24 protein-coding genes are annotated in these 25,666 nt (G+C 71.1%); 12 read left to right on the top strand and 12 right to left on the bottom strand.

Annotation, left to right across the window (positions count from 1 at the left end; translation table 11 throughout):
- The first annotated feature begins 122 nt into the window (after positions 1–122).
- Positions 123–746, top strand: coding sequence for an RDD family protein (locus OG936_RS22155; RefSeq protein ID WP_406496881.1), 624 nt, complete (start codon positions 123–125; stop codon positions 744–746).
- A 79-nt stretch (positions 747–825) separates the two neighbouring features.
- Here the strand turns inward: OG936_RS22155 and OG936_RS22150 are convergent, their stop codons facing one another.
- The 3 genes from OG936_RS22150 to OG936_RS22140 form a co-directional block, all read right to left on the bottom strand.
- On the bottom strand, positions 826–1,311 hold the full coding sequence (locus OG936_RS22150; RefSeq protein ID WP_406500554.1) for an ABC transporter ATP-binding protein: 486 nt from the start codon (positions 1,309–1,311) through the stop codon (positions 826–828).
- Between the two features lie 61 nt (positions 1,312–1,372).
- Entirely contained in the window at positions 1,373–2,641 is a 1,269-nt protein-coding gene (locus OG936_RS22145) for an Ig-like domain-containing protein (RefSeq protein WP_406496880.1), read from the bottom strand.
- A gap of 242 nt (positions 2,642–2,883) precedes the next feature.
- A complete protein-coding gene (locus tag OG936_RS22140) occupies positions 2,884–3,345 on the bottom strand; it encodes a hypothetical protein (protein ID WP_406496879.1) in 462 nt (153 codons plus the stop codon).
- A 108-nt stretch (positions 3,346–3,453) separates the two neighbouring features.
- On the opposite strand from OG936_RS22140, the gene OG936_RS22135 reads away from it, so the two are divergent.
- Positions 3,454–3,741: a hypothetical protein gene (locus OG936_RS22135; RefSeq protein WP_383752836.1), complete on the top strand. Its 288-nt coding sequence runs from the start codon at positions 3,454–3,456 to the stop codon at positions 3,739–3,741.
- A 72-nt stretch (positions 3,742–3,813) separates the two neighbouring features.
- Here the strand turns inward: OG936_RS22135 and hutH are convergent, their stop codons facing one another.
- The 5 genes from hutH to OG936_RS22110 all read right to left on the bottom strand — a co-directional run bounded on the left by hutH (position 3,814) and on the right by OG936_RS22110 (position 9,943).
- Entirely contained in the window at positions 3,814–5,442 is a 1,629-nt protein-coding gene (gene hutH / locus OG936_RS22130) for a histidine ammonia-lyase (protein WP_406496877.1), read from the bottom strand.
- Positions 5,443–5,489: 47 nt separating this feature from the next.
- On the bottom strand, positions 5,490–6,653 hold the full coding sequence (locus OG936_RS22125) for a diguanylate cyclase domain-containing protein (protein WP_406496876.1): 1,164 nt from the start codon (positions 6,651–6,653) through the stop codon (positions 5,490–5,492).
- A gap of 85 nt (positions 6,654–6,738) precedes the next feature.
- Complete coding sequence (locus OG936_RS22120; protein ID WP_406496875.1) at positions 6,739–7,551, bottom strand: enoyl-CoA hydratase/isomerase family protein; 813 nt, start codon at positions 7,549–7,551, stop codon at positions 6,739–6,741.
- A gap of 121 nt (positions 7,552–7,672) precedes the next feature.
- Positions 7,673–8,845 (bottom strand): adenylate/guanylate cyclase domain-containing protein, encoded by a 1,173-nt coding sequence (locus OG936_RS22115; RefSeq protein WP_406496874.1) that lies wholly within the window; start codon positions 8,843–8,845, stop codon positions 7,673–7,675.
- Between the two features lie 192 nt (positions 8,846–9,037).
- Entirely contained in the window at positions 9,038–9,943 is a 906-nt protein-coding gene (locus tag OG936_RS22110; RefSeq protein ID WP_406496872.1) for a biotin--[acetyl-CoA-carboxylase] ligase, read from the bottom strand.
- Positions 9,944–10,098: 155 nt separating this feature from the next.
- Between OG936_RS22110 and OG936_RS22105 the strand changes: the two genes are divergently transcribed.
- From OG936_RS22105 to OG936_RS22090, 4 genes are all read left to right on the top strand, one after another.
- Positions 10,099–11,691: an acyl-CoA carboxylase subunit beta gene (locus tag OG936_RS22105; protein ID WP_406496870.1), complete on the top strand. Its 1,593-nt coding sequence runs from the start codon at positions 10,099–10,101 to the stop codon at positions 11,689–11,691.
- A gap of 14 nt (positions 11,692–11,705) precedes the next feature.
- Positions 11,706–11,921: an acyl-CoA carboxylase epsilon subunit gene (locus OG936_RS22100; protein WP_406496868.1), complete on the top strand. Its 216-nt coding sequence runs from the start codon at positions 11,706–11,708 to the stop codon at positions 11,919–11,921.
- 157 nt (positions 11,922–12,078) lie between these two features.
- Positions 12,079–12,207, top strand: a complete 129-nt coding sequence (mmpB, locus tag OG936_RS22095) for a morphogenic membrane protein MmpB (RefSeq protein WP_093900106.1) — start codon at positions 12,079–12,081, stop codon at positions 12,205–12,207.
- A gap of 59 nt (positions 12,208–12,266) precedes the next feature.
- Entirely contained in the window at positions 12,267–12,878 is a 612-nt protein-coding gene (locus OG936_RS22090; RefSeq protein WP_406496865.1) for a nucleoside triphosphate pyrophosphatase, read from the top strand.
- 84 nt (positions 12,879–12,962) lie between these two features.
- Here OG936_RS22090 and OG936_RS22085 read toward each other — a convergent pair whose 3' ends face one another.
- Entirely contained in the window at positions 12,963–13,430 is a 468-nt protein-coding gene (locus OG936_RS22085; RefSeq protein WP_406496863.1) for a hypothetical protein, read from the bottom strand.
- A 412-nt stretch (positions 13,431–13,842) separates the two neighbouring features.
- On the opposite strand from OG936_RS22085, the gene OG936_RS22080 reads away from it, so the two are divergent.
- Positions 13,843–15,597 carry an acetyl/propionyl/methylcrotonyl-CoA carboxylase subunit alpha gene (locus OG936_RS22080; protein ID WP_406496861.1) on the top strand — a complete coding sequence of 585 codons (1,755 nt, stop codon included), beginning with the start codon at positions 13,843–13,845 and terminating at the stop codon, positions 15,595–15,597.
- A 199-nt stretch (positions 15,598–15,796) separates the two neighbouring features.
- A complete protein-coding gene (locus tag OG936_RS22075) occupies positions 15,797–16,396 on the top strand; it encodes a TetR/AcrR family transcriptional regulator (protein WP_406496860.1) in 600 nt (199 codons plus the stop codon).
- A gap of 113 nt (positions 16,397–16,509) precedes the next feature.
- Here the strand turns inward: OG936_RS22075 and OG936_RS22070 are convergent, their stop codons facing one another.
- Positions 16,510–17,487 (bottom strand): DeoR/GlpR family DNA-binding transcription regulator, encoded by a 978-nt coding sequence (locus tag OG936_RS22070; RefSeq protein ID WP_406496858.1) that lies wholly within the window; start codon positions 17,485–17,487, stop codon positions 16,510–16,512.
- A 249-nt stretch (positions 17,488–17,736) separates the two neighbouring features.
- Positions 17,737–19,230 carry an NAD(P)H-quinone dehydrogenase gene (locus OG936_RS22065; RefSeq protein WP_406496856.1) on the bottom strand — a complete coding sequence of 498 codons (1,494 nt, stop codon included), beginning with the start codon at positions 19,228–19,230 and terminating at the stop codon, positions 17,737–17,739.
- Positions 19,231–19,480: 250 nt separating this feature from the next.
- On the opposite strand from OG936_RS22065, the gene OG936_RS22060 reads away from it, so the two are divergent.
- The 3 genes from OG936_RS22060 (at position 19,481) to OG936_RS22050 (ending at position 22,656) form a co-directional block, all read left to right on the top strand.
- A complete protein-coding gene (locus OG936_RS22060) occupies positions 19,481–19,918 on the top strand; it encodes a gamma-glutamylcyclotransferase (RefSeq protein ID WP_406496854.1) in 438 nt (145 codons plus the stop codon).
- Positions 19,919–20,020: 102 nt separating this feature from the next.
- Complete coding sequence (locus OG936_RS22055; RefSeq protein WP_266748137.1) at positions 20,021–20,845, top strand: purine-nucleoside phosphorylase; 825 nt, start codon at positions 20,021–20,023, stop codon at positions 20,843–20,845.
- A 170-nt stretch (positions 20,846–21,015) separates the two neighbouring features.
- Entirely contained in the window at positions 21,016–22,656 is a 1,641-nt protein-coding gene (locus tag OG936_RS22050; protein WP_406496852.1) for a phospho-sugar mutase, read from the top strand.
- Positions 22,657–22,856: 200 nt separating this feature from the next.
- On the opposite strand, the gene OG936_RS22045 is transcribed toward OG936_RS22050, so the two are convergent.
- Positions 22,857–24,302 carry an NCS2 family permease gene (locus tag OG936_RS22045; RefSeq protein WP_406496851.1) on the bottom strand — a complete coding sequence of 482 codons (1,446 nt, stop codon included), beginning with the start codon at positions 24,300–24,302 and terminating at the stop codon, positions 22,857–22,859.
- A gap of 276 nt (positions 24,303–24,578) precedes the next feature.
- Between OG936_RS22045 and OG936_RS22040 the strand changes: the two genes are divergently transcribed.
- Positions 24,579–25,256 (top strand): helix-turn-helix domain-containing protein, encoded by a 678-nt coding sequence (locus OG936_RS22040; protein ID WP_406496849.1) that lies wholly within the window; start codon positions 24,579–24,581, stop codon positions 25,254–25,256.
- The last annotated feature ends 410 nt before the right edge of the window (positions 25,257–25,666 follow it).

Below are 25,666 nucleotides of genomic sequence, written 5' to 3'. Positions count from 1 at the left end.
GGCGGTACGGCGTACAGGGCAGTACGGCGTACGGGGCGGAGCCGGGTACGCGGGCCCGGGCGAATGATTCCGGGTGCGCGGACCTGGCCACACCGTGACGGGTAATCAGACATGATGCCGTCATGACGACGTCGCGGGGCCACAGGCGTACCCGGAGCGGTTCCCGGCCGGCTTCACCGGGCGGGCCGCCGCCGTCGGAGTACGGGCGCCCCGGACCTGCGGGCCCGTACACCCACCCCGCTCTCCCGCCCGTCCCCGGGCAGCGCGCCGCGCCCCGCGTCCCGCCGCGTGCGGGCGACATGCGCCGCTATCTCGCCGTCGCGCTCGACTGCTACCTCTGCCTGGTCACCTCGGGGTTACTGGCCCGGCCGTACGTGGACACGGCCACCGTTCCCGAGGCCGCCGGTCTGCTGATCGGCCCGGCGCTCGCGTTCTCGTTCCTCAATCAGGTGGTCCTGACGGCCGTCGTCGGGGGCGGCGCGGGCAAGCTGATCATGGGGATTCGGGTGATCGGGCTGCCCGACGCCGGGCGCCCGGGGCCCCGCCAACTGGTGCGGCGCTGGCTGTACGGGCTGTGCCGGGTGCCGTTGCAGCCCTGGTACGTACTGCGCTCGTACCTCGCCGGACCCGGCGCCCTCCCCCTCAGCACCTTCTGGACCAGCGGGCACACCGATCCGGTGGGCCTGCGCCAGGTCCGCCACAGCGACCTCGCGGCCCACCGGAACGCCGCCGCCGGCCACCTCTGAGCCGGCCGCCTCCGAGCCGGTCACCGGCGGCCGGACGCCTGCCGCACCGTCCGGCCTCCGGCAACGACCTCGGCCGCTCTCAGGCCGCCGCGTTCTCCGTGATCGTGACCCTGCCCCTGCGGATGGTCGCCAGCCGGGGCGCCCGCCGGGCGATGGCGCTGTCGTGCGTGACCATGATGAACGTCAGGCCGTGCTCCTTCCACATGGTCTCCAGCACCTCCATGACCTCGTCGCGCATCGACTCGTCGAGGTTGCCGGTGGGTTCGTCGGCGAGGAGCACCTTCGGCTGCTTGACCAGGGCGCGCGCGACCGCCACCCGCTGCTGCTGGCCCCCGGACATCTCGCCGGGCAGATGCCCGAGCCGTTCGCCGAGTCCGACGGAGTCCAGTGCCTCGGCGGCCCGCCTGCGCCGCCTTTCTGCGGCGGCGCAGCTCGCGCCGGAGGTAGGTGAAGAACATGGCGCGAGGCTACGGACGGGTCGTGATGGCCTGTTAAGGCCACGATGAGAGCCGGATGAGAACTCTTGCGTACGCCGAAGGCGGCGCCACCGCGGATCCGTGGGGATCCGGGTGCCGCCGCCTTCGTACGGGATTCGGGCTGCGCCGGGGTGGACGCGTGGGGTCGGGTCAGGCCTGGGAGCCCGCCTTCCAGTCGGCCCAGCTCATGTTCCAGCCGTTGAGGCCGTTGTCGGGGGTGATGGTCCGGTCCGGGGAGTTCTTGACGATGACCACGTCGCCGACGAGGGAGTTGTTGTAGAACCAGGCGCCGGGCTGGTTGGCGTCGCCCGCGCCCTTCACGTCGGGGAGGCCGACACAGCCGTGGCTGGTGTTGGCGCTGCCGAAGATCGACCGTGCGCCCCAGTAGTTGCCGTGGATGAAGGTGCCCGAGGTGGACAGCCGCATGGCGTGCGGCACGTCCTTGATGTCGTACTCGCCCTTGCCGTCGCCGTCGGTAAAGCCGACCGTCGCGCCGTTCATCCGGGTCTCCTTGAACTTCTCGGAGATCACCATCTGCCCGTTGTACGTGGGGTTGGCGGAGGAACCGGAAGAGATCGGGATGGTCTTGATCGTCTTGCCGTTCTGGGTGACGGTCATCATCTTCGTGTTCGCGTCGACCGTCGAGACCTGGTTGCGGCCGACCTTGAAGGTGACCGTCTTCTGCTGCACACCGAAGACACCGTTCGCGCCCTCGACGCCGTCCAGCGCCAGCTTCAGCGTGACGGTGGAACCGCCCTGCCAGTAGCTCTCGGGGCGCAGGTCGAGGCGCTGCGCGTTGAACCAGTGGCCGACGACCTCCTGGCCGCTGCTCGACGTCACGGTGATGCCGTCCTGGACGGCCTTCCTGTCCGTGATCGGCTTGTTGAAGTTGATCGAGACCGGCATGCCGACGCCGACGGTGGAGCCGTCCTCGGGCGTGAAGTTGCCGATGAAGCTGTTGGCGGGCGACACCGTGGTGAAGGAGCCGTTCTCGTGCGCCTCGCGGCCCTTGGAGTCCTTGGCCGTCGCGCTGATCTTGTACGTGGTCGAGCGCTCCAGCTGGACGTCGGGCTGCCAGCTCGTGCCGTCGGCGGCGAGCGAGCCCTTGACGGGCGCTCCGGCCGCCGTGGTCATGGTGACCTCGGACAGTGTGCCCTTGGCCACGGTGACCTTGGCGTCATTGTTGATGCTCGCGTTGGTCGCACCGTTCTTCGGCGCGATGGATATCTGCGCGTCCGACGCGTCCTGGGCGGCGGCCTTGTCGACCTCGGCCGTCTGCGACTTCTTCGAGCTGTCGGCGCTGCTGCCGCTCGCGTCGCCGTCGTTGCAGGCGGTGAGCACCAGCACTCCGCCGAGCAGTGCGGACGCGGCCATCAGGCCTTTGCGCCGCTTGCTTCCCGTCATCACACGCTTCTCCATACGTTGCCGAATCCCCAAAATCCCCGGGCGGAACCGCCGTCGACCGGCGAACCCGTCAATGTTCCTAGAACCCATGGAAGGGGTCCTCCGTTCCACATCCAAGAGAGATGTGGGGAACACCACTCATCGACGCTTGCCCGGCAGTGGTGGTTCCCGACGTCGGTCACGTATATGCGACCGGTACGTGCCACGGCCCCGGCCCGCGGAAGGAAGCGGGTCGGGGCCGTGGCACGTACTGCCTGCTAGACCCGCCGCTCCACACCGCCGCTCACGCCGCTGTGCTCGCCGTCGTCCACCCCATTGTGCGGGATGCCGTCGGCGGCCCCCGCTTCGTGATCTTCGTACGCGGCGCCCTCTTCGTCCGCTTCGCCGCCCGTTTCGTCCTCCTCGTCGAGGTCCCAGGCGTCCGGATCGGCCGGGTCGTAATCGACGCTCTCGCTACTCCAGGACGCTTGGGTGAGTTCGACCCCCGGCACCTCGCTGACCAGGTCGAACGGGTCGATGAGGGAGGCGAGGGCCTCGGCGCCGTCCTCCCGTACGGCGGCCTCGGCCAGCATGCGCTCCTCGGCGGGCTCACCGCCGGGCTCGCCGTACTCGGCGGCGATGGACTCCAGCGCGGTACCGCTCAGGGCGGCGGGGTCCGTGATTTCCAACACCATTTCTACCTGAAGCCGAACAAACCGTGATGACTCAGAAGTGTTCATGATCCGGAGCGTAGGCGCCTCGCACCTGCGACTTTCCTGCGACCCGCTGCTGTCACTAGCATCTGCGTACTGGCCTGACTCACGGCTGTGACAAGGGGGAACGATTCCGTGGCCGCTGCTCGTCGCCCGCTCCTGACCGCCACCGCCGCAGGCACCTTGCTGGCCGCCCTGTGGTTCGTCCCGTCCGCCAACGCGACGGACGATCCGGCCGGCGCACCGGGCACACGGAGCCGGCCGGCCACCACCACCGGGAGCACCACCACCGGCCCGAGGCTCGCCGACACCGGGGCCGGGGTCGACACCACCCCGTATCTGATCGGCGGCATGGCGTTCCTGGGCATCGGCGCTGCCTTCGTCACCTACTCGGTACGCCGCACCGGCACCCTCTCCGCCTGATCCGGCCCGATCCGAGCGGAAGAACCCAGGAGGTCTGAAGATCATGGCCGGGCCGTGATCTTCAGCACCCTCCTAGCCCAGCGGTCCGGTCACCGGCTCGACCGCCGCGACCAGCCCGCCCGCCCGTACGAACGCGTCCGCCGCGGCCAGGTCCGGCGCCAGGAAGCGGTCCGGTCCGGGCCCCTGGACGCCCGCCGCGCGCAGCGCCTCGACGGCGGCCCGCGAGGCGGGCGCGGGGGTGAGGCCCTGGGCGGCGCGCAGTTCGATGGCGCGGGTCGCCGCGTACAGCTCGACGGCGACGATCCGGGCGAGGCTGTCGACGGCGGTACGGAGCTTGCGCGCCGCCGACCAGCCCATGGAGACGTGGTCCTCCTGCATCGCGGAGGACGGGATCGAGTCGGCCGAGGCCGGGACCGCGAGCCGCTTCATCTCGCCGACCAGGGCGGCCTGGGTGTACTGGGCGAGCATCAGACCCGAGTCCACACCGGGGTCTTCGGCGAGGAACGGCGGCAGTCCGTGCGAACGGTCCTTGTCCAGCAGCCGGTCGGTGCGGCGTTCGGTGATCGAACCGAGGTCGGCCGCGACGATCGCCAGGAAGTCGAGCACGTAGGCGAGGGGGGCGCCGTGGAAGTTGCCGTTGGACTCGACGCGGCCTCCCCCGCTCCCGGCTCCGCCCTCCCGGGAGGCATCCCCTCGGAGCACGACGGGATTGTCGACGGCCGAGGCGAGTTCGCGGTCCGCGACGGTCGCGGCGTAGTCGAGGGTGTCGCGTCCGGCGCCGTTGACCTGGGGAGCGCAGCGCACGGAGTAGGCGTCCTGCACGCGGGGCGCGGCGGCGTCCGTGATCTCGGCGTGCCGCCCCGTGAGGCCGGATCCGGCGAGGACCCGCAGCATGTTGTCGGCGCTGACGCCCTGGCCCGGGTGCGGGCGGATGGCGTGCAGTTCCGGGGCGAGCACCTTGTCCGTGCCGAGCAGCGCCTCCAGGGAGAGGGCCGCGGTGATGTCGGCGCAGGTGTAGAGGTTCTTCAGGTCGGCGAGGGCCAGGACGAGCATCCCGAGCATGCCGTCGGTGCCGTTGAGGAGGGCGAGGCCCTCCTTCTCGCGCAGTTCGACCGGGGTGATGCCGTGGGCGGCGAGCAGTTCGCCCGCGGGGCGCACGGTGCCGTCGGGGCCCTCCGCGTCGCCCTCGCCCATCAGCGTCAGCGCGCAGTGGGCGAGCGGGGCCAGGTCGCCGGAGCAGCCCAGCGAGCCGTACTCGTGGACGACGGGGGTGATGCCCGCGTTGAGGACGTCGGCCATGGTCCGGGCGACCTCGGGCCGTATGCCGGTGCGTCCGGAGGCGGCCGTCTTCAGCCGCAGGAACATCAGCGCGCGGACGACCTCGCGCTCGACCCTCGGGCCCATGCCCGCGGCGTGCGAGCGGACGATGTTGCGCTGGAGCCGGCCGCGGAGGTCCTGGCCGATGTACCGGGCGGCCAGAGCGCCGAAGCCCGTGGAGACGCCGTAGACCGGCTCGGGCCCGGCTGCGAGGGCGTCCACGATCTCTCGGGCGGCGGCGAGCGCGCCCACGGCGGCCGCGGAGAGCTCGACGCGGGCGTTGCCGCGGGCCACGGCGATGACGTCCCGGGCGGTCGTACCGGACGTCCCCACCACAACGGTGTACGTATCCACATGCAGAAGCGTACGGACGAATCCCTCCATGTCACCACAGGTCGTACGGCCCGCCCCGCACCGGCCTCGTCACGCGGTCAGGGGCGGCTGCCGCGCAGGTGACGGCGGTCGTGCGGGGACCTGGGCGGCGCGTCGGCCAGCCGGATCACCTCGCCGTCACGCCCCGCCACCACCGGCTCCGTGGAGCGGGCCGCCTTCGCCCGGTACTGGGCCGCGTCCGCCAGCCGGAACAGCCGCCGCGCGGACACCACCGGGCCGATCGGATCACCGGTCGACGCGATCCCGCACGCCACCCCGTCACCGAGCTCCAACTCGGCCGCCCGGTCGCAGAGTTCGGTCGCCACCCGGATCACGTCGTCCGACTCCGGGCCGACCGCGAGCAGACAGAACTCGTCGCCGCCGAGCCGGGCCGCGAGCGCACCGGGCAGCATGGCGCCGCAGCGGGACAGCACCGAGCCGAAACGTTCCAGCAGACGGTCGCCGACCGCATGGCCGTGCGTGTCGTTGACCCGCTTCAGGCCGTTGAGGTCGCAGACGACCAGGCTGACCACCGCGCCGTCCGCCCGGTGCCGCTCCACGGCCTCGTCGAGCCGCACATCGACGGAGCGGCGGTTGGCCAGCCCGGTGAGCGGATCGGTGAAGGCGAGCTTACGGACCTCTTCGAGCCGTTCGGCCTGGGAGATCCCGGCGGCGACGACCGAGGCCAGCACGGTCGCGAAGTCCGCGTCCTGGCGCCCGAAGACCGGCTCCCCCACCGGGCGGGCCACGTACAGCTCGCCCCAGGCCCGCCCGTGCAGCACGATCGGCGCGACCACGCAGCAGCCACGCCCACGCCGGCGCAGGGCGGCCGCCCGCTGTTGGCAGTACCCACGCCCGTACCCACGCACCCCCACGCTCGGCGTTCCACCCACCGGGCCGTCGGCGGTCTCCACCCAGGCGTCCGGTTCACCGCCGCCGGCCCACCGTTCGTGCAGGAACTCGGTGATCTCCGGAAACTGGTACACCGGGTACGTCTCCTCCTCGGGGAACTCCTCCTCCCCTTCGGCCCGTTCGCCCGCGTTCACCAGCACGCGCAGCCGCCCGGGCCCGCGCTCCCACACGGAGAGCGCGGCGAAGCTGCCGTCCAACGCCTCGCACGCCCCCAGCGCAGCCGCTCGCCACGACCCCCGCGGGGTGTGCGCCGCCGCCATCGTCTGCGCAAGCGAAACCACGGCCCGCAGGCGTGCATCATCACCACCCATCGCTACAGCTTATGTAGTTTTGTAGTGATTTGATCAATTGGGGGTGCCGAGGGTGTCCACTGCGTGTCCCTGTGAACGCTCACCGTCATTCGCCGGGCCAGTTCGGCTTCCTCTTCTCGTTGAACGCGGCCACGCCCTCGGCCCGGTCGCCGGAGAAGGCCACCGACCGCCAGGCGGCGTCCTCGACTTCGAGACCGGCCCGCAGATCGAGGCCGTGACCGAGCCGCAGCGCCCGCTTGGCGGCCCGCAGCCCCACCGGGGAGTTGGCGGCGATCCGGCCCGCGAGCGTCAGCGCGGCCTCCCGGTCCCGCCCCGCCTCCACCAGTTCGTCGACCAGCCCCGTGTCGCGCGCCTCGGCCGCCTCCACGCGCCGGGCCGTGAAGACCAGCTCGGCGGCGCGCGCCGCACCGATCCGCCGCGGCAGCAATTGCGTACCGCCGCCGCCCGGGATGACGCCGACGGACACCTCGGGCAGGCCCACCACGGCCGTGCGGTCGGCGACGATCAGATCGCAGGACAGGGCCAGCTCGAATCCGCCGCCGAGCGCGAAGCCGTGCACGGCCGCGATCGCCGGCATCGGCAGTTCGAGCACGCCGGTGTAGGCGGCGCGGGCGGTGGGGCGCTGGCGCAACAGATCGGCGTCGGTGAAGGAGTTCCGCTCCTTCAGGTCCGCGCCCACACAGAAGGCCCGCTCATGGCTCGACGTGAGGACGGTGACCCGTACGCCCGGGTCGGCGGCGAGCGCGGCACAGGCGGCGGCGATCGAGCGGGCCATGTCCGTGGACACCGCGTTCATCGCCTTCGGCCGGTCGAGGACCAGCTCGGCGACGTGTTCCTGCCCCTCGTGGACCCGTACGACGACGAATTCACCGAACCGCTGCTCGGACGTGACGGTCATGACTGCACCCCTCCGGTTAACGATCGTTACCGGAGGGATCCTATGGGGCGCCCGGGGCAGTGGTCCCGGGCGAGTGGTGAGTGACGAGCGGTCGGCGGTGAGCGGTGGGTCCGCGCCGAGCTCAGGACGTGCCCCGGCGCGCCAGCAGCCAGGGCTCGACGACGCCGAGGCCGCGGACCGGGCGCTGCCACATCGGCTGCAGCCCGTAGCGGTAGACCGGCAGGGACAGCGGCTCCACGCCGTCCTGGCGTTCCTTCTCCGCGATCGCCGCCTCCTCCGCCGCCTGCGCTTCGGAGGCCGGGGCGTCGCCGGTGCGGGTCAGCTCCTCCGCGAACGCCCCGTCCACCAGCACGGCGTCCTTCGGCGCTATCGAGGTCAGCCGGCTGGCCAGGTTCACCGTCGTGCCGAAGACATCGCCCATCCGGGTGGTGACCGTGCCGAACGCGATGCCGACGCGCAGCGCGGGCATCGTGTCGTCCTGGGTCATCGCCTCGACCAGGCGCAGCGCGATCTCCGCCGCGGTGCCCGCGTCGTCGGCGGCGAAGAGGACCTCGTCACCGAGGGTCTTGATGAGCCGGCCGCCATGGGCGGCGACCAGGTCGGCGCAGGTCGTCTCGAACGCCTCGACCAGCTCGCCGAGCTCCTCCTCCTCCAGCCGCCGGGTCAGCCGGGTGAACCCGACGAGGTCGGCGAAGCCGACGGCGAGGCGCCGGTCGACCATCTCCTCGTCGTCGGCGGCCTGCACGACCCGGCCGGTGGCGGCGGCGAGCTGGCGCCGCCACACGTACACCAGGAACTCCTCCAGCTCGGGGAGGAGCAGCTCGACCAGCGGGTACGTGACCTCGGTGCGGGTCATTCCGGGCTCGGGCGGCTCGGTCAGCCCTTCCAGGAAGGAGTCGATCTGCCACTCCGCCAGCCGGGCGGTGGTCTGCCCGGTGGACCGGGCGACCTGGATCGCCATCGGCTCGCTGAGCAGCCCCGCCTCGACGAGACCGGCGAGCCGGCGCAGCGCCAGCACATCGGCCTCGGTGAGCGCCCTGGCCTGCCCGATGTCGGCGAAGCCCATGGCCCGCCAGAACCGGGATGCCAGGTCCATCGAGACGCCCGCGGTACGGGCCGCCTGGAACGGCGTGTAGCGACGGTCGGCGCCCAGGATCAGCTGTTCGAGCCGGATCGCGAGGGGGTCGTCGGTCGGCTCGGCCGTGTGGTCGACATCGTGATGCGGTGTCGGGTGGACCGAGGGTTCCGGCGGGGGCTCCGCGCCCGCGCCGGAGGTCGTGTCGTCGACGGTCACCAGCCGCCTCCTGCCCGTTCCCTGCGCACTGCCCTGCCGATCTGTCGGTGGATCGCCTCAACGATACGGCAGATGTGCCGTGGCTCACGTCCCCGAGTCCTCCCGAAACGCTCCCGGGCGGGCCGGGGCGCCTGGGCGGTTACCGCCGGTAGGAGGTTTCCGCGAGGGCGCGGTCCTCTCCCCCGGCACGTGTCACGTCAGGTCGCCCCCGAGCCCGCGCAGGTGCACGATGTCGCCCGCGGACACGGGTTCCTGGAGGCCGTCGTCGGTGGACAGGATCAGGCGGCCGTCGCTGTCGATCGCCACGGCCTCGCCGGTGAGCGTGCGGTCGCCGGGGAGCTGGGCCCGTACCGCCCGGCCCAGGGTCGCGCAGCCCGCCGTGTACGCCGCCTGCAGGCCGCTCGCCGCCGCGTCGCCGTCCGCCGCGCGCCACTGGACGTACCAGTGCTCCAGCGAGCGCAGTACGCCGCGCAGCAGCGTCTCCCGGTCGGTGGAGACCGCGCCGGCCAGGGCCAGCGAGCCGGCCGTGGGCGCGGGGAGTTCGTCGGCCCGCAGGGAGACGTTGAGGCCGATGCCCACGACGACGCCGTCCCCGGCGCGCTCGGCCAGGATGCCGCCCGCCTTGCGTTCCCCGCCCAGTGGGGTCTCCCCTGGACGGAGCTTGTCGGAGTCCTTGGGGATGGTGACCAGAAGGTCGTTGGGCCACTTCAGGGCCGTGTCGACGCCCGCCGCGCGCGCCAGGCCCGTAGCCGTCGCGACGCCGGCGAGCAGGGGCAGCCAGCCCCACTGCCGGACGGGGATGTCGCCGGGCACCAGGAAGACGGAGAAGAACAGGCCCGAACGGGCCGGAGCCGACCAGGTCCGGTCCAGCCGGCCGCGGCCGGCGGTCTGTTCCTCGGCGACCAGCACGGCGCCCTCGTCGAGCCCCTGTGCCGCTCGCCGGACAAGGTCCGAGTTGGTGGACCCGGTGGTCTCCACGACGTCGAGCGAGGTCCACAGTCCGCCCGGCCGCAGCAGCCCGCGGCGCAGCGCGGGGACGTTCAGGGGCGGCCGGTCCAGGTCCGACCAGCGGCTGTGAGGCGCATCCGAAGGTGTCATGCAAGCCAGACTAGGTGTGGTGAACGACGCACTGCCGAACCGTATCGACGCCGATACGCTACGGATCAGTAGGTGTTGAGTACCTGATCAGTGGGTGTTCAGCAGCCGGTCAGCAGCACAGTCGTCCCCGTGACCAGGCAGGGAGCCGCCACCCGATGTCCGAGCCGGAAGAGATCGACATCCACACCACCGCGGGCAAGATCGCCGACCTGCAGCGCCGTATCGACGAAGCGACGCACGCGGGTTCCGAACGCGCGGTCGAGAAGCAGCACGCGAAAGGCAAGCTGACCGCTCGCGAGCGGATCGACCTGCTGCTCGACGAGGGTTCCTTCGTGGAGCTCGACGAGTTGGCCCGGCACCGTTCCACGAGCTTCGGCATCGAGAAGAACCGCCCCTACGGAGACGGCGTCGTCACCGGCTACGGCACGGTCGACGGCCGCCCCGTCTGTGTCTACTCGCAGGACTTCACCATCTTCGGCGGCTCGCTCGGCGAGGTCTACGGTGAGAAGATCGTCAAGGTGATGGACTTCGCGCTGAAGACCGGCTGCCCGGTCATCGGCATCAACGACGGCGGCGGCGCACGCATCCAGGAAGGCGTGGCCGCGCTCGGTCTGTTCGCCGAGATCTTCCGCCGCAACGTGCACGCCTCGGGCGTCGTCCCGCAGATCTCGCTGATCGTCGGACCGTGCGCGGGCGGTGCGGTCTACTCCCCCGCGATCACCGACTTCACCGTCATGGTCGACCAGACGTCGCACATGTTCATCACGGGCCCCGACGTCATCAAGACCGTCACCGGTGAGGACGTCGGCTTCGAGCAGCTCGGCGGCGCCCGCACCCACAACACCACGTCCGGCGTGGCGCATCACATGGCGGGCGACGAGAAGGACGCCATCGAGTACGTCAAGTCGCTGCTGTCGTACCTCCCTTCGAACAACCTCTCCGAGGCACCGGCCTTCCCGGAGGAGGCGGACCTCACCACCACGGACGAGGACCGCGAGCTCGACACCCTCATCCCGGACTCGGCGAACCAGCCGTACGACATGCACACCGCCATCGAGCACGTGCTCGACGACGGTGAATTCCTGGAGACGCAGGCCCTGTTCGCGCCGAACATCCTCACCGGCTTCGGGCGCGTGGAGGGTTATCCGGTCGGCATCGTCGCCAACCAGCCGATGCAGTTCGCAGGCTGCCTGGACATCAACGCGAGCGAGAAGGCGGCCCGGTTCGTCCGCACCTGCGACGCGTTCAACGTGCCCGTGCTGACCTTCGTCGACGTTCCCGGCTTCCTGCCCGGCGTCGACCAGGAGTACGGCGGCATCATCCGCCGCGGCGCCAAGCTGATCTATGCCTACGCGGAGGCGACCGTCCCGCTGATCACGGTGATCACCCGCAAGGCGTTCGGCGGCGCGTACGACGTGATGGGCTCCAAGCACCTGGGCGCCGACATCAACGTGGCCTGGCCCACCGCGCAGATCGCCGTCATGGGCGCGCAGGGCGCGGTGAACATCCTGCACCGGCGCACGATCGCCGCCGTCACGGACCCCGCCGAGGCAGAAGCCACCCGCACCGCGCTGATCGCCGACTACGAGGACGCGCTGCTCAACCCGTACATCGCGGCCGAACGCGGCTACGTCGACGCGGTGATCATGCCGTCCGACACCCGCGCGCACATCGTGAAGGGGCTGCGCCAGCTGCGTACGAAGCGGGAATCGCTGCCCCCGAAGAAGCACGGCAACATCCCCCTCTAGAAAGGGTCCTGGCCATGATCAAGGTCGTACGGGGCAACCCGACCCCCGAGGAGCTGGCTGCCGCGCTGGCAGTGGTCCGGGCACGCGCGGCGAGGTCCACGGTGCCGTCCGGCGCACCGTCCCTCACATCGGCGCTGCCGGGTCAGTGGTCCGACCCGGGGCGCATCGCCCGGCGTGAGCGCCACCTGCCGGGGCCGCGGGCCTGGGTGCGGACTTACTGGCCCGGGTAGTCGCGGGAGTATCCTTTCGCACGCGTTTCCGCAGGCCCCGGCCCGTACGGGCCGGGGCCTGCGGTGCGTCCGGGCACGGTTCTGGTCCGTAAGCACCAGGGCGCCTGAGTACCCGTACTCAGGCGCGGCCGCACACCTGAGCAGCAGGATCGGACCCATGCTGTGGTCCGACCCCGAGAACAAGCCGCCGAAGGAACTGCGTGACGCCCAGGACATGATGCGGCGCGCGGGGCTGGTGCTGGCGCTCGCGATGGTGGTCGCGATGTTCGTGCTCGGGACGCGCTGAGTTCGTGCCCGGGACCGGAACGGCGGCTGTGACCCCGCCTGCCACGGTGGCCTTCTACGATGGCGCGTATGACTGATCAGCGCCGTCTCGTGCTCGCCTCCGCCTCCCCCGCCCGTCTCAACCTTCTGCGACAGGCCGGATTCGCGCCCGAGGTGATCATCAGCGGGGTGGACGAGGACGCGCTCGACGCGCCGACGCCGGCCGAGCTGGCGCTCGTCCTCGCCGAGGCCAAGGCCGCCGCGGTGGCCGGCCGGCCGGAGGCGGCGGGTGCCCTGGTCATCGGCTGCGACTCGGTGCTCGAACTCGACGGCGAGGCGCTCGGCAAGCCGGCCGACGGCGAGGAGGCCATCGCCCGCTGGAAGTCCATGCGCGGCCGGGCCGGGGTGCTGCGGACCGGCCACAGCGTGATCGACACCACCACCGGACGCACGGCCTCGGCGACCGCCTCCACGACTGTCCGCTTCGGCGAGCCGACGGACGCGGAGGTCGCCGCGTACGTGGCCTCGGGCGAGCCGCTGCACGTCGCGGGCGCCTTCACGCTGGACGGCAGGTCCGCGCCGTTCGTCGACTCCATCGAGGGCGACCACGGCAACGTCATCGGGCTCTCGCTGCCGCTGCTGCGCAGGCTGCTGGGCGAGCTGGGAATCTCCGTCACCGAGCTCTGGGTCTGAGCGGAACCGATCGGACCGGACCGTGCGGGGCCGACCGGGTGAACCGGGCCGTACAGGTCGGGCTCTCCCGGTCGGCCGTACGGGTCAGACCGGGGCCGGAGCGTTCGGTCCGGCGTCGTCCGCGGGCCGGACGGCCTCGGGTCCGGGTTCGGGGCGGGGCCCGTACGCCACCAGCGTCAGCACGATCAGCCCGAGCACCACCATCATGAATCCGAACGCCGTCCAGCCGACGAGTCCCACCGTCAGCGCGCCCAGCACCCCGTGCACCACGGCGCAGCCGATGAGGGCGATGCGGCCGGCACGGCCGGGGACCCGGTCGCGGATGCCGGTCAGCAGGAGGACCAGTCCGCACAGCAGCAGATACAGGCCGAAGACGCCGCCCATCACCCAGGTGCCGCTGGACATGGCGTCGGATTCCAGCCCGGCCAGTGACATGTCCTGGTTCTTGACGACCGTCGCCAGGATGCCGTTGATGAGCACGATGCCCACGGCTTCCACGAACAGCACGATCGCGGCCACGAACGCCACCGGTCTGCGCACCACGGTGCTCACCCCCCTGTTACCTGCAGTACGTGCGATAGCGCGGACCCTACTAATCGGTAACGCGTGGGACAAGGGTTCCGGCGCCCTTTGCTCCCGCCCCCCACCACCGACGCGCCCCTGCGCGCCTTCCTTGCGCTCTCCCGGGTGCGGCTCTCGTGCGTCGGGCAAAGAATCGAGTTCCCGTTAGTGGGGACTCGACAAAGAAACACCCGGCGTGGCTGCTTGCACGAACAGAGACCTGGACCACACCTCGTGGCTACTGTGCGGTCATGGATCCCGGCGTACCGTGGTCCCACAAGGGATTTCGCGACTTGAGCAAGCCTCGAATCACCCTCCGTGTGGGCAAGCTCACCATTGGGAACGGGTCGTAGGGCCGTGTCGGTAGTCCCTAAACTCAGCTTGTTTCAAGGAGGGAGCCATCGTGCGCAAGGTGCTCATCGCCAACCGTGGCGAAATTGCTGTCCGTGTTGCTCGGGCATGCCGGGATGCCGGGATCGGGAGCGTGGCCGTCTACGCCGACCCGGACCGCGACGCTCTGCACGTACGCGCGGCCGACGAGGCATTCGCCCTGGGCGGTGACACCCCGGCCGCCAGCTACCTGGACATGGCCAAGGTGCTCCAGGCTGCCAAGGACTCCGGGGCGGACGCGATCCACCCGGGCTACGGCTTCCTGTCGGAGAACGCCGATTTCGCCCAGGCCGTCCTCGACGCGGGCCTGACGTGGATCGGCCCGCCGCCGCAGGCGATCCGGGACCTCGGCGACAAGGTCGCCGCCCGGCACATCGCGCAGCGCGCCGGTGCCCCGCTGGTGGCCGGCACGCCCGACCCGGTCGAGGGCTCGGCCGAGGTCGTGGAGTTCGCGAAGCAGCACGGGCTGCCGATCGCGATCAAGGCCGCGTTCGGCGGTGGCGGCCGCGGGCTGAAGGTGGCGCGCACCCTGGAGGAGATCCCGGAGCTGTACGACTCCGCGGTCCGTGAGGCCGTCGCGGCGTTCGGCCGCGGCGAGTGCTTCGTGGAGCGCTACCTCGACAAGCCGCGCCACGTCGAGACGCAGTGCCTGGCCGACCAGCACGGCAACGTCGTCGTCGTCTCCACCCGTGACTGCTCGCTCCAGCGCCGCCACCAGAAGCTGGTCGAGGAGGCCCCCGCGCCGTTCCTGTCCGAGGCGCAGAACGCGGAGCTGTACGCGGCGTCGAAGGCCATCCTCAAGGAGGCCGGTTACGTCGGTGCGGGCACCGTGGAGTTCCTCGTCGGCACGGACGGCACCATCTCGTTCCTGGAGGTCAACACCCGCCTCCAGGTCGAGCACCCGGTCACCGAGGAGGTCACCGGCCTCGACCTGGTCCGCGAGATGTTCCGCATCGCCGACGGCGAGAAGCTCGGCTACGACGACCCGGCCGTGCGCGGGCACTCCTTCGAGTTCCGGATCAACGGCGAGGACCCGGGCCGCGGCTTCCTGCCCGCACCCGGCACGGTGACCGTCTTCGCCCCGCCGACCGGCCCCGGTGTCCGCCTCGACGCGGGCGTGGAGTCCGGTTCCGTCATCGGCCCCGCCTGGGACTCGCTGCTGGCGAAGCTCATCGTGACCGGTGCGACGCGTGAGCAGGCGCTGCAGCGGGCGGCTCGCGCGCTGGCCGAGTTCAACGTCGAGGGCATGGCCACCGCCATTCCGTTCCACCGCGCGGTCGTCGCCGACCCGGCGTTCACCAGCGACCCGTTCCGGATCCACACCCGGTGGATCGAGACCGAGTTCGTCAACGACATCAAGCCCTTCACCGCCGCCGCCGACATGCAGGCGGAGGAGGAGACCGGTCGCGAGACCGTAGTCGTCGAGGTCGGCGGCAAGCGTCTTGAGGTCTCGCTGCCCTCGTCGCTGGGCATGAGCCTGGCCCGTACGGGCCTCGCGGCGGGTGCCAAGCCCAAGCGCCGCGCGGCGAAGAAGACCGGCTCCGCGGTCTCCGGCGACACCCTCGCCTCCCCGATGCAGGGCACCATCGTCAAGATCGCCGTCGAGGAGGGCCAGGAGGTCCAGGAGGGCGACCTCGTCGTCGTCCTGGAGGCCATGAAGATGGAACAGCCGCTGAACGCGCACCGCGCGGGCATCGTCAAGGGACTGGTCGCCGAGGTCGGCAGCTCGGTCTCCTCCGGGGCCGTGATCTGCGAGATCAAGGACTGATCGAGCGGCACCCGACGTTCCACCGGGGCCCCTGCGGAGTCGTACGACTCCGCAGGGGCCCCGTTCGTCACCCCGCTCGCAGCGCCACCACCGGGCGAGCGGGGTGAGCGTCGCAAGGGCGAGGCCCGGGATACGGAGGAAGCCGCCGGACACGCAATGGCATCCTGGACCCTGGGGCGGAAAAAGGGAGGACTGCGCAATGTCGATGAGCACGGCACAGACGCCGGCCCGGCCCATGCGCGCCGATGCGCGCCGCAATTACGTCCGGCTGCTGGGTGAGGCCCGTACCGCGTTCGCGGAACACGGCACGGACGCGTCCCTGGAGGACATCGCGCGACGCGCGGGCGTGGGGATCGGCACGCTGTACCGGCACTTCCCGAACCGGCACGCGCTGATGAGCGCCGTCTTCCAGGAGGCCCTGGCGTCCCTGATCGACCGTTCCCGTGAGCTCGCCGGGGCGGAGCAGCCGTGTGCCGGGCTGGTGGAGTGGCTGGGCGCGATCATCACTCATGCGGGTGAGTACCGCGGGCTCGCCCAGGCACTCATGTCGACGTCACGGGATGCGACTTCGGCGCTGTCGCGGTGCAATGTGCCGCTGCGCGAGGCGGGTTCGGTGCTGCTGGCGCGGGCGCAGGCGAGCGGGGCCGTGCGGGCGGATGTGTCCATCGACGACCTGATGCAGCTGACGAACGCGATCGCGCTGACCGCCGAGCAGTCGCCGGACGACCCGGAGTTGGCGGGGCGGCTGCTGATGCTGACCTTGCAGGGACTGAAGGGGCCGAACGCGGAGAGGGATTGAGGGGGCCGCCCGGCCCAGCCCCTGCGGCGATCGAGGAGCCGCGTTCCGGGGGCGGCGCCCCCGGTTACGGGTAGGGGGAGGGGCAGGGAGAAGGAAACCCCCCGCCCCTCCCCCTACCGGCGCCGCATGTCCGCCACCCTCGCCCGGTCCCCCGGCCCCTGCCCCGGTTCCGCCAGCACTGCCGCGCTCCGCAGTTGCTGCGGCCCCGGCCCTCCGGGGCCACCGCGGGTACGGCGCTGGCCGGGGAGTGGCATGTCGCGGCGGGGCTGACGGCCCGGTGGGATGGCTTCCGCCGGGGCGGGGCCGCTGCCCGCGCCGGCCACCGCGATCTGCACGCCCTGGTCCGCCAGGGCCTGGAGTTCGGTGGCGGCGCGGTCGTCGTGGCCGGGTGGTTCGTCCGTCACGAGGCGGGTGATCAGATCCGTCGGCACCGTCTGGAACATGGTGTCGGAGCCGAGCTTGGTGTGGTCCGCCAGGACCACCACCTCCGCCGCCGCCTGTACCAGGGCCCGGTCCACGCTCGCCGAGAGCATGTTGGACGTGGACAGGCCGCGTTCCGCGGTGAGCCCGCTCCCGGAGAGGAACGCGCGCGAGACCCGCAGCCCCTGGAGCGACTGCTCGGCACCGCTGCCCACGAGGGCGTAGTTGGAGCCGCGCAAGGTGCCGCCCGTCATCACCACTTCCACCCGGTTGGCATGGGCCAACGCCTGGGCGACCAGCAGTGAGTTGGTGACGACGGTCAGACCGGGGACCCGCGCAAGCCGGCGGGCCAGCTCCTGCGTGGTCGTACCGGCACCGACGACGATGGCCTCGCCCTCTTCGACGAGACCCGCGGCGAGGTCGGCGATGGCCGTCTTCTCCGCGGTGGCGAGATGGGATTTCTGCGGAAAGCCGGACTCCCGCGTAAAACCGCCCGGCAAAACCGCACCGCCGTGCCGGCGGTCGAGGAGTCCTTCTGCCTCCAGCGCCCGCACGTCCCGCCGTACGGTCACTTCGGAGGTCTGGACGACGCGGGCGAGCTCACGGAGCGATACCGCCCCGTTGGCGCGCACCATTTCGAGGATTAATTGACGACGTTCTGCAGCGAACACGAAACTGACAGTAACGTGACACCAGAGCGTTTTCAGCAGTTTGCGCCGAATAGCAGAAGTTGCGCATACAAGGGGCCGCCAAGTGGTATAGGCGGCCCCTTGTTGTTCCGTACTGACCGGCCGACGACCGCCCGGCGCCCGCCAGGCAGTCGCTCCGCGCCCGGACGACCGTCTGAACTGCCGCGATGCGCCACGAACTGCCGGGGATCGCGACCGATCGCCGCGGATCGCCGGGTTTCGCGACGGTGTCTACACCTCGCCCGCGTTCTTCCGCGTGTGCAACTGACGGGCCACTTCCGCGATCGAACCCGACAGGGACGGGTACACCGTGAAGGCGTTCGCGATCTGTTCGACCGTCAGGTTGTTGTCGACCGCGATCGAGATCGGGTGGATGAGCTCGCTCGCCCGCGGCGCGACGACACAGCCGCCGACCACGATGCCGGTGCCGGGCCGGCAGAAGAGCTTGACGAAGCCGTCGCGGATGCCCTGCATCTTGGCGCGCGGGTTGCGCAGCAGCGGCAGCTTGACCACCCTGGCGTCGATCTTGCCGCCGTCGACGTCGGCCTGGGTGTAGCCGACGGTGGCGATCTCGGGATCGGTGAAGACGTTCGAGGAGACCGTCTTCAGGTTCAGCGGGGTCACCGCGTCCCCGAGGAAGTGGTACATCGCGATCCGGCCCTGCATGGCGGCGACCGAGGCGAGGGCGAAGATCCCGGTGACGTCACCGGCCGCGTACACGCCGGGGGCGGTGGTGCGGGAGACCCTGTCGGTCCAGATGTGGCCGGACTCCTTGAGCCGGACCCCGGCCTCCTCCAGCCCCATGCCGGCGGTGTTCGGGATCGCGCCGACCGCCATCAGGCAGTGCGAACCGGAGATGACCCGGCCGTCGGCGAGGGTGACCTCGACCCGGTCGCCGACGCGTCCCTCCTTGCCCGCCTTCGGCGAGAAGGGTCCCTCAGTGGTCGCCGGCACAACTTTCGCAGCCAACGCGCGGGAGCGGGCCATGACGTTCATGCCGCGGCGGCGGAAGACGTCCTCCAGGACGGCCGCGGCGTCCGGGTCCTCGCCCGGCAGCACCCGGTCGCGGGACGAGACGAGGGTGACGCGCGAGCCGAGCGCCTGGTAGGCGCCAGCGAACTCGGCACCCGTCACACCGGAGCCGACCACGATGAGCTCCTCGGGGAGCTCGTCGAGGTCGTAGACCTGGGTCCAGTTCAGGATGCGCTCGCCGTCGGGGAGCGCGTCCGGGATCTCCCGGGGGTGGCCGCCGGTCGCGATCAGTACGGCGTCGGCGGTGAGCGTCTCCTGCGTACCGTCGGCGGCGGTCACGACGACCGTGCGGGAGCCGTCGGCGGCCTGGAGGCCGACGAGGCGGCCGCGGCCGCGCATCACCCGGGCGCCGGCCCGGGTGACGGACGCGGTGATGTCGTGGGACTGGGCGAGCGCCAGACGCTTCACCCGTCGGTTGACCTTGCCGAGGTCCACGCCGACGACCCGGGCCGCCTGCTCCATGTGCGGCGTGTCGTCGGCGACGATGATGCCCAACTCCTCGTACGAAGAGTCGAAGGTGGTCATCACCTCTGCCGTCGCGATCAGGGTCTTCGAGGGCACACAGTCGGTGAGCACGGACGCGCCGCCGAGGCCGTCGCAGTCGACGACGGTCACCTCCGCGCCGAGCTGGGCGCCCACCAATGCCGCCTCGTACCCGCCGGGTCCGCCGCCGATGATCACGATCCGGGTCACGAAAAGTCCGCCTCGCGTATGTCATCCCGCGGCCGTCTGCTGCCCCGGCCGGGGGTCCGGGGGGTCGCCCCGGGGAATGCAGTACGTACTTCATTGTCCCGCACGCGCCAAGGCGCTTCGCTCCGGGGCCCTCCATACGTGCGCCGGGGCGTCCGGGACGGGGTTCCCGGCCCGGACGGCGGAACCCTCGTACGGGGTCTTCCTCACAGGAATCGGCGTTCCGGCCACCGCCTCCCGTACCCTCGACCCCATGTCGCTCTACGCCGCGTACGCCGGCAACCTCGACGCGCGGCTGATGACGCGCCGCGCACCGCATTCCCCGCTGCGCGGCACCGGCTGGCTCAACGGCTGGCGGCTGACCTTCGGCGGGGAGCAGATGGGCTGGGAAGGCGCGCTCGTCACGGTGGTGGAGGCCCCCCGTTCCCAGGTCTTCGTGGCGCTGTACGACATCGCGCCGATGGACGAGGACTCCATGGACCGGTGGGAGGGCGTCGGCCTCGACATCTACCGGCGGATGCGGGTACGGGTGCACACCCTGGACGGCGAGGAGCCGACCTGGATGTATGTGCTGAACGGGTACGAGGGCGGGCTGCCGTCCGCCCGCTATCTGGGCGAGATCGCGGACGCCGCGGAGTCCGCGGGCGCACCGCACGACTATGTGATGGAACTGCGCAAGCGCCCCTGCTGACCCGGCCGACCAGCACTTTTGTATGAATGCACGAGGAAGCGTGTGCAGACTCTGCGCATGGGCATCTACGCGCGTAGGGAATATCCGGTTACCCTCATCCGCGTGAACGCATCAGTTATTCCGGACAACATCCAGGGCGACCCGTACGCCGCCGCCGCCGACGCCGCCGCCCGCCTGCGCGAGCTGACCGGTGCCGAGACCCACGACGTCGCCCTCGTGATGGGGTCCGGCTGGGCTCCCGCGGGCGATGCGCTCGGCGCTCCGGAGGCCGAGTTCCCGGTGACCGACCTGCCCGGCTTCCCGGCGCCCGCCGTACAGGGGCACGGCGGCACGATCCGCTCGTACCGGATCGGCGAGAAGCGTGCCCTGGTCTTCCTCGGCCGCACGCACTTCTACGAGGGCCGCGGCGTCGCCGCCGTCGCGCACGGCGTCCGTACCGCCGTCGCCGCGGGCTGCAAGACCGTCGTGCTGACGAACGGCTGCGGCGGTCTGCGCGAGGGCATGCGCCCCGGGCAGCCGGTCCTGATCAGCGACCACATCAACCTGACCGCGGCGTCCCCCATCGTCGGCGCCAACTTCATCGATCTGACCGATCTGTACTCGCCGCGGCTGCGCGCGCTGTGCAAGGAGGTCGACGAGACCCTCGAAGAGGGTGTGTACGTGCAGTTCCCCGGCCCGCACTACGAGACGCCCGCCGAGATCAACATGGTCCGCGTGATGGGCGGCGACCTGGTCGGCATGTCCACCGTGCTGGAGGCGATCGCCGCCCGGGAGGCAGGGGCCGAGGTGCTCGGCATCTCGCTGGTCACGAACCTGGCGGCGGGGCTGAGCGGGGAGCCGCTCAACCATGAAGAGGTGCTGCAGGCGGGGCGGGACTCCGCCACGCGGATGGGTGCGTTGCTGGCTCGGGTGCTTGAGCGGATCTGAGCCCCGTCCCGAACCGGGGCGCTGCCCCGGGCCACGCGCCTCGAACGCCGGCGACGCTGAAAGGCCACGCTGAAAAGCGACGCTGAAGAAAGACCCCTCCGGCATCGAGGAGCGGGGGGTCCGGGGCAGCGCCCCCGTAACCCATTCCATCCCGCAGAAAGGCGGACACCGTGCAGCAGGAGCTCATCGCGCAGGCCAGGACGTGGCTCGCGGAGGATCCCGACCCCGAGACCCGTGACGAGCTCGCCGCGCTCATCGACGCCGAGGACCTCGACGAGCTCGCCGCACGGTTCGCGGGCACGCTCCAGTTCGGCACGGCCGGGCTCCGCGGCGAGCTGGGGGCCGGGCCGATGCGGATGAACCGCGCCGTCGTGATCCGCGCCGCGGCCGGACTCGCCGCGTATCTCGGGGACCGGGGACACACCGGCGGGCTCGTCGTCATCGGGTACGACGCCCGTTACAAGTCCGCCGACTTCGCCCGCGACACCGCGGCCGTGATGACCGGCGCGGGCCTGCGCGCGGCGGTGCTCCCCCGCCCGCTGCCCACGCCCGTGCTGGCGTACGCGATCCGGCACCTGGGCGCCGTCGCGGGCATCGAGGTGACGGCCAGCCACAACCCGCCGCGCGACAACGGGTACAAGGTCTACCTCGGCGACGGCTCGCAGATCGTCCCCCCGGCCGACGGCGAGATCGCCGCCGCGATCGCCGCGGTCGGCCCGCTCGACGGCGTGGCCCGCCCCGACGACGGCTGGGAGATCCTCGGCGACGAGGTCCTGGCCGCCTACCTGGCCCGTACCGACGCCGTGCTCGCCGCCGGATCACCGCGCACCGCCCGGGTCGTGTACACCGCGATGCATGGCGTCGGTACGTCCGTGCTCACCGCCGCCTTCGACCGCGCCGGGTTCCCCGCTCCGGTGCTCGTCGCCGAACAGGCCGAGCCCGACCCGGCGTTCCCCACCGTCGCCTTCCCCAATCCGGAAGAGCCCGGCGCGATGGATCTCGCGTTCGCCACCGCACGCCGTTCCGACTGCGACCTCGTCATCGCCAACGACCCGGACGCCGACCGGTGCGCCGTCGCCGTCCCGGACCCGGCCGCCGACGGCGGCTGGCGGATGCTGCGCGGCGACGAGGTCGGGGCGCTGCTCGCCGCCCATCTGGTGGACCGGGGCGCGGCCGGTGTCTTCGCCGAGTCGATCGTGTCGTCCTCGCTGCTCGGCCGGATCGCCGAGAAGGCGGGCCTCGGCTACGAGGAGACGCTGACCGGCTTCAAGTGGATCGCCCGCGTGAACGACCTGCGGTACGGGTACGAGGAGGCGCTCGGTTACTGCGTCGATCCGGACGGCGTACGCGACAAGGACGGCATCACGGCCGCGCTGCTCGTCGCCGAACTCGCCTCCGTGCTCAAGGAGCGGGGGCGTACGCTCCTGGACCTCCTCGACGACATCGCGGTCGACCACGGGCTGCACGCCACCGATCAGCTGTCGGTCCGGGTGGAGGACCTCTCCGTCATCGCGGACGCCATGCGCCGGCTGCGCGAGCAGCCCCCGACCGTGCTCGCCGGCCTCCCCGTCACCTCGGCCGAGGACCTCGCGCGGGGCACCGCGCAGCTGCCGCCCACCGACGGGCTGCGCTACCACCTCCGGGGCGCCCGCGTGATCGTCCGCCCGAGCGGCACCGAGCCGAAGCTCAAGTGCTACCTGGAGGTCGTGGTGCCGGTCGCCTCGACGGACGAGCTGCCCGCGGCCCGTGCGCGGGGTGCGGAGCTGCTCGCCGGGATCAAGCGGGACCTGGCGGCGGCGGCCGGTATCTGACCGGTCGCGACGACCGGCTTCGGGTACGCATCACTCATGCCGCAGGTACGCATCAGGCGCGTGAAGCCGGTGTCCGGGCCACAGCCACGCCGCGGCCGACGGGGGACGTCCGGGCGATCGGGCGGGCGCGGTGTGTTCACACGCTCCGTCGCTGATCGTCCCGGGCCGTCCCCTGCCCCGTTTCGGGTGGACCGCACCGGCTACTTGATGTTGAGCAGCTGCTCCAGCGGGTCGATCGCGAAGTAGACGAGGAAGAGCGCCGCGGTGCCCCAGAGCAGCCAGTGCACTTCGCGGGCCTTGCCCAGGCACGCCTTGATGACCACGTAGGCGAGGAAGCCGGCGCCGATGCCGTTGGTGATGGAGTACGTGAACGGCATGACGGCGATGGTCAGGAAGGCGGGGATGGCGACTTCGTACTGGTCCCAGTCGATGTGCTTGACCTGGGTCATCATCAGGAACCCGACCGCGATGAGAGCGGGGGCCGCGGCCTGGAGGGGCACGATGGTGAGAACGGGGGTGAAGAAGAGGGCGAGGGCGAACAGGCCGCCGGTGATGACGCTGGCGAAACCGGTGCGAGCGCCTTCGCCGACGCCCGCGGCGGACTCGATGTACGTGGTGGCGGACGAAGAGGAGGCGGCGCCACCGGCGACGGCGGCCACACCGTCGATGAGCAGCACGCGGCCCAGACCGGGGACCTGGCCGCGCTCGTCGAGGAGTCCGGCTTCGGCGGTGACGCCGACGACGGTGCCCATCGTGTCGAAGAAGTCGGACAGGATGAGGGTGAAGACGAGCAGAACGACGGTCAGCGCACTGACCTGACCGAACGAGCCGAACAGATCGAAGTTGCCCAGGAGCCCGAAGTCGGGTGCGGCGACGGGCTTGTCGGGCAGCGAGGGCTCGGTCAGACCCCAGGACTTGATGTCGGCGATCCCGTTGATGACGACGGCGACGACGGTCATCACGACGATGCTGATGAGGATGGCGCCCTGCACCTTGCGGACCAGGAGGACGATCGTCAACAGCACGCCGAGACAGAAGATGAGCATGGGCCAGCCGGTGAGGACGCCTGTGCCGATCTGAACGGGCACGGTGGTGTTCGCGGCGTCCGGGATGCGGGTGACGAACCCGGCGTCCACGAAGCCGATGAAGGCGATGAACAGTCCGATGCCGACACTGATGGCCTGCTTGAGGGGCTGCGGAATGGCGTGCATGATCGCCTCGCGCAGACCGGTCATCACCAGTACGCAGATCAGCAGGCCTTCGAGCACGATGAGGCCCATCGCGTCGTCCCAGCTCATGAGAGGGGCGATCTGGAAGGCGGTGACGGCGTTGAGACCGAGGCCCGCGGCCAGGGCGAGCGGCAGGTTGCCGCCCACACCCATGATCACGGTCATCACGGCAGCCACCAGGGCCGTGGCGGTGGCCAGTTGACCCGCATCCAGCTGGTGACCGAACTTGTCCTCGGTGCTACTGAGGATGATCGGGTTGAGTACGAGGATGTACGCCATCGTGAAGAAGGTGGCGAACCCACCACGTATCTCACGGCCGTACGTCGAGCCGCGTTCATCGATGCGGAAGAACCGGTTGAGCGGGCCACCGGGTCTGGTTGTCGGCGCTTCGGCCGGGCCGGTCGTGCTGGTGTGCATGACTGTGTCTCCTGGACCTGCAAGTGCGAGGGAAACCATGGCAGTGGCGCCGGAAGCGTGTGTCAGTCGGTTGTACGAACACACATACGGGCGCCTTGCGAGCGGATCATACGCGGCAGGAACGTGATCTCAATCGCTTTGCGGTATCCATTAGTTGACCTTCTCGCACCGCCCCTGTCGGTTCCTCCAAAATCACCGACGACCTATCCAGCCAAACCGGGATGCGGGCGACAGTGGCCATGGAGTTCACCCCGGGTGACTCCTTACTCTCGGTCCGTGCATCCACCGCTCCCCTTCAACGCGCGCGCCGCCCGCATCCTGCGCGAGAAACTCGGGATGGCCCCCGGCCACGTCGCTTACGGCATGCGCGCCTCCTACGGCACGGCCCACATCACCCCCGACCACATCACCGCGTGGGAACGCGGCACCGCACTGCCCACCGCCAGCGAACTCACCGCGCTGGCCGGTGCCCTGTGGTGCAACCCCCGCGAACTCATGGGCGCTCCCCGCACCCTGCGGGAACACCGCCTCGCCCGCAGACTGGCCGCCGAGGACGTCGCCCGTGCCACCGGCGTCGACCTCGACGCCTACCACCACATGGAAACAACCGGCCAATGGACCGGCGACAAACGGCAGTCCGCCAAACTCGGCGCCCTCCTCAACCTCCCCCCACGCGACTTCATCACCATCACCGGCCTGGAGGACGAACTCGCCCGCCTCCTCACCGAAGCCGTCTCCACCCGCTGGCAGGCCCACATCCGCGCCATCGCCCGCCTCGTCTCCACGGACCGCCGCGACCTGCAGGACCCCCTGCGCGACATGCATCAGGAGTACCAGGCCCTCATGGCCGCCACCCTCAGCCGGGCCGGCGGCACCACTGCCTCCGGCGAAAACGGGCGACGCTACATCGACGACATCGTCAACCACTTCTGGGCCCGGCTCCCGGAGAACTAGTGCCCGCACGAGGCATGCACCGGGAACGCATGAGGCAGACGGGCCTGCCTGATGACGAGCCACGGGAGGCAGGCATGGCCGAGGCGGGCGCCACCGGGAGGAGGTCGAGAGCCTGCTCGCGGCCCACCTCCAAGAGCTGCTGTCCGGCCAGGACGAGCGGGCCCGGGCCACGGCGGAACACCTGGTGTTCCGGCTCGAAGGGGCCATCGTGCGCGCGGGCCTCGAAGGCGAGGGCGTACGCACGCGGCGCGCCCGCGACATTTCGAACCGCTTTCGACGGTCACCAGCGGCACGGGCGTACAGGTGTGCACCTACCGGTCGGCCACGACGGGCCGACCCGGCGGGCGGGGCTGCCTCGCGACCGGGACCACGACCACCCGCACGCGTACGGCCGGCATCCGATCGTCGTA

Origin of the sequence: Streptomyces sp. NBC_00846 (assembly GCF_045207325.1) — a bacterium.
GTDB lineage: Bacteria > Actinomycetota > Actinomycetes > Streptomycetales > Streptomycetaceae > Streptomyces.
This window is presented reverse-complemented; position numbering and strand designations above follow the sequence as displayed.

Excerpts from the sequence above, each read along its gene's own strand:
- OG936_RS22155 (WP_406496881.1), top strand. The coding sequence starts at position 123 with ATGACGACGTCGCGGGGCCACAGGCGTACCCGGAGCGGTTCCCGGCCG.
- OG936_RS22145 (WP_406496880.1), bottom strand. The coding sequence starts at position 2,641 with ATGGAGAAGCGTGTGATGACGGGAAGCAAGCGGCGCAAAGGCCTGATG.
- OG936_RS22140 (WP_406496879.1), bottom strand. The coding sequence starts at position 3,345 with ATGAACACTTCTGAGTCATCACGGTTTGTTCGGCTTCAGGTAGAAATG.
- hutH (WP_406496877.1), bottom strand. The coding sequence starts at position 5,442 with ATGGAGGGATTCGTCCGTACGCTTCTGCATGTGGATACGTACACCGTT.
- OG936_RS22125 (WP_406496876.1), bottom strand. The coding sequence starts at position 6,653 with ATGGGTGGTGATGATGCACGCCTGCGGGCCGTGGTTTCGCTTGCGCAG.
- OG936_RS22120 (WP_406496875.1), bottom strand. The coding sequence starts at position 7,551 with ATGACCGTCACGTCCGAGCAGCGGTTCGGTGAATTCGTCGTCGTACGG.
- OG936_RS22110 (WP_406496872.1), bottom strand. The coding sequence starts at position 9,943 with ATGACACCTTCGGATGCGCCTCACAGCCGCTGGTCGGACCTGGACCGG.
- OG936_RS22105 (WP_406496870.1), top strand. The coding sequence starts at position 10,099 with ATGTCCGAGCCGGAAGAGATCGACATCCACACCACCGCGGGCAAGATC.
- OG936_RS22100 (WP_406496868.1), top strand. The coding sequence starts at position 11,706 with ATGATCAAGGTCGTACGGGGCAACCCGACCCCCGAGGAGCTGGCTGCC.
- mmpB (WP_093900106.1), top strand. The coding sequence starts at position 12,079 with ATGCTGTGGTCCGACCCCGAGAACAAGCCGCCGAAGGAACTGCGTGAC.
- OG936_RS22090 (WP_406496865.1), top strand. The coding sequence starts at position 12,267 with ATGGCGCGTATGACTGATCAGCGCCGTCTCGTGCTCGCCTCCGCCTCC.
- OG936_RS22075 (WP_406496860.1), top strand. The coding sequence starts at position 15,797 with ATGTCGATGAGCACGGCACAGACGCCGGCCCGGCCCATGCGCGCCGAT.
- OG936_RS22060 (WP_406496854.1), top strand. The coding sequence starts at position 19,481 with ATGTCGCTCTACGCCGCGTACGCCGGCAACCTCGACGCGCGGCTGATG.
- OG936_RS22045 (WP_406496851.1), bottom strand. The coding sequence starts at position 24,302 with ATGCACACCAGCACGACCGGCCCGGCCGAAGCGCCGACAACCAGACCC.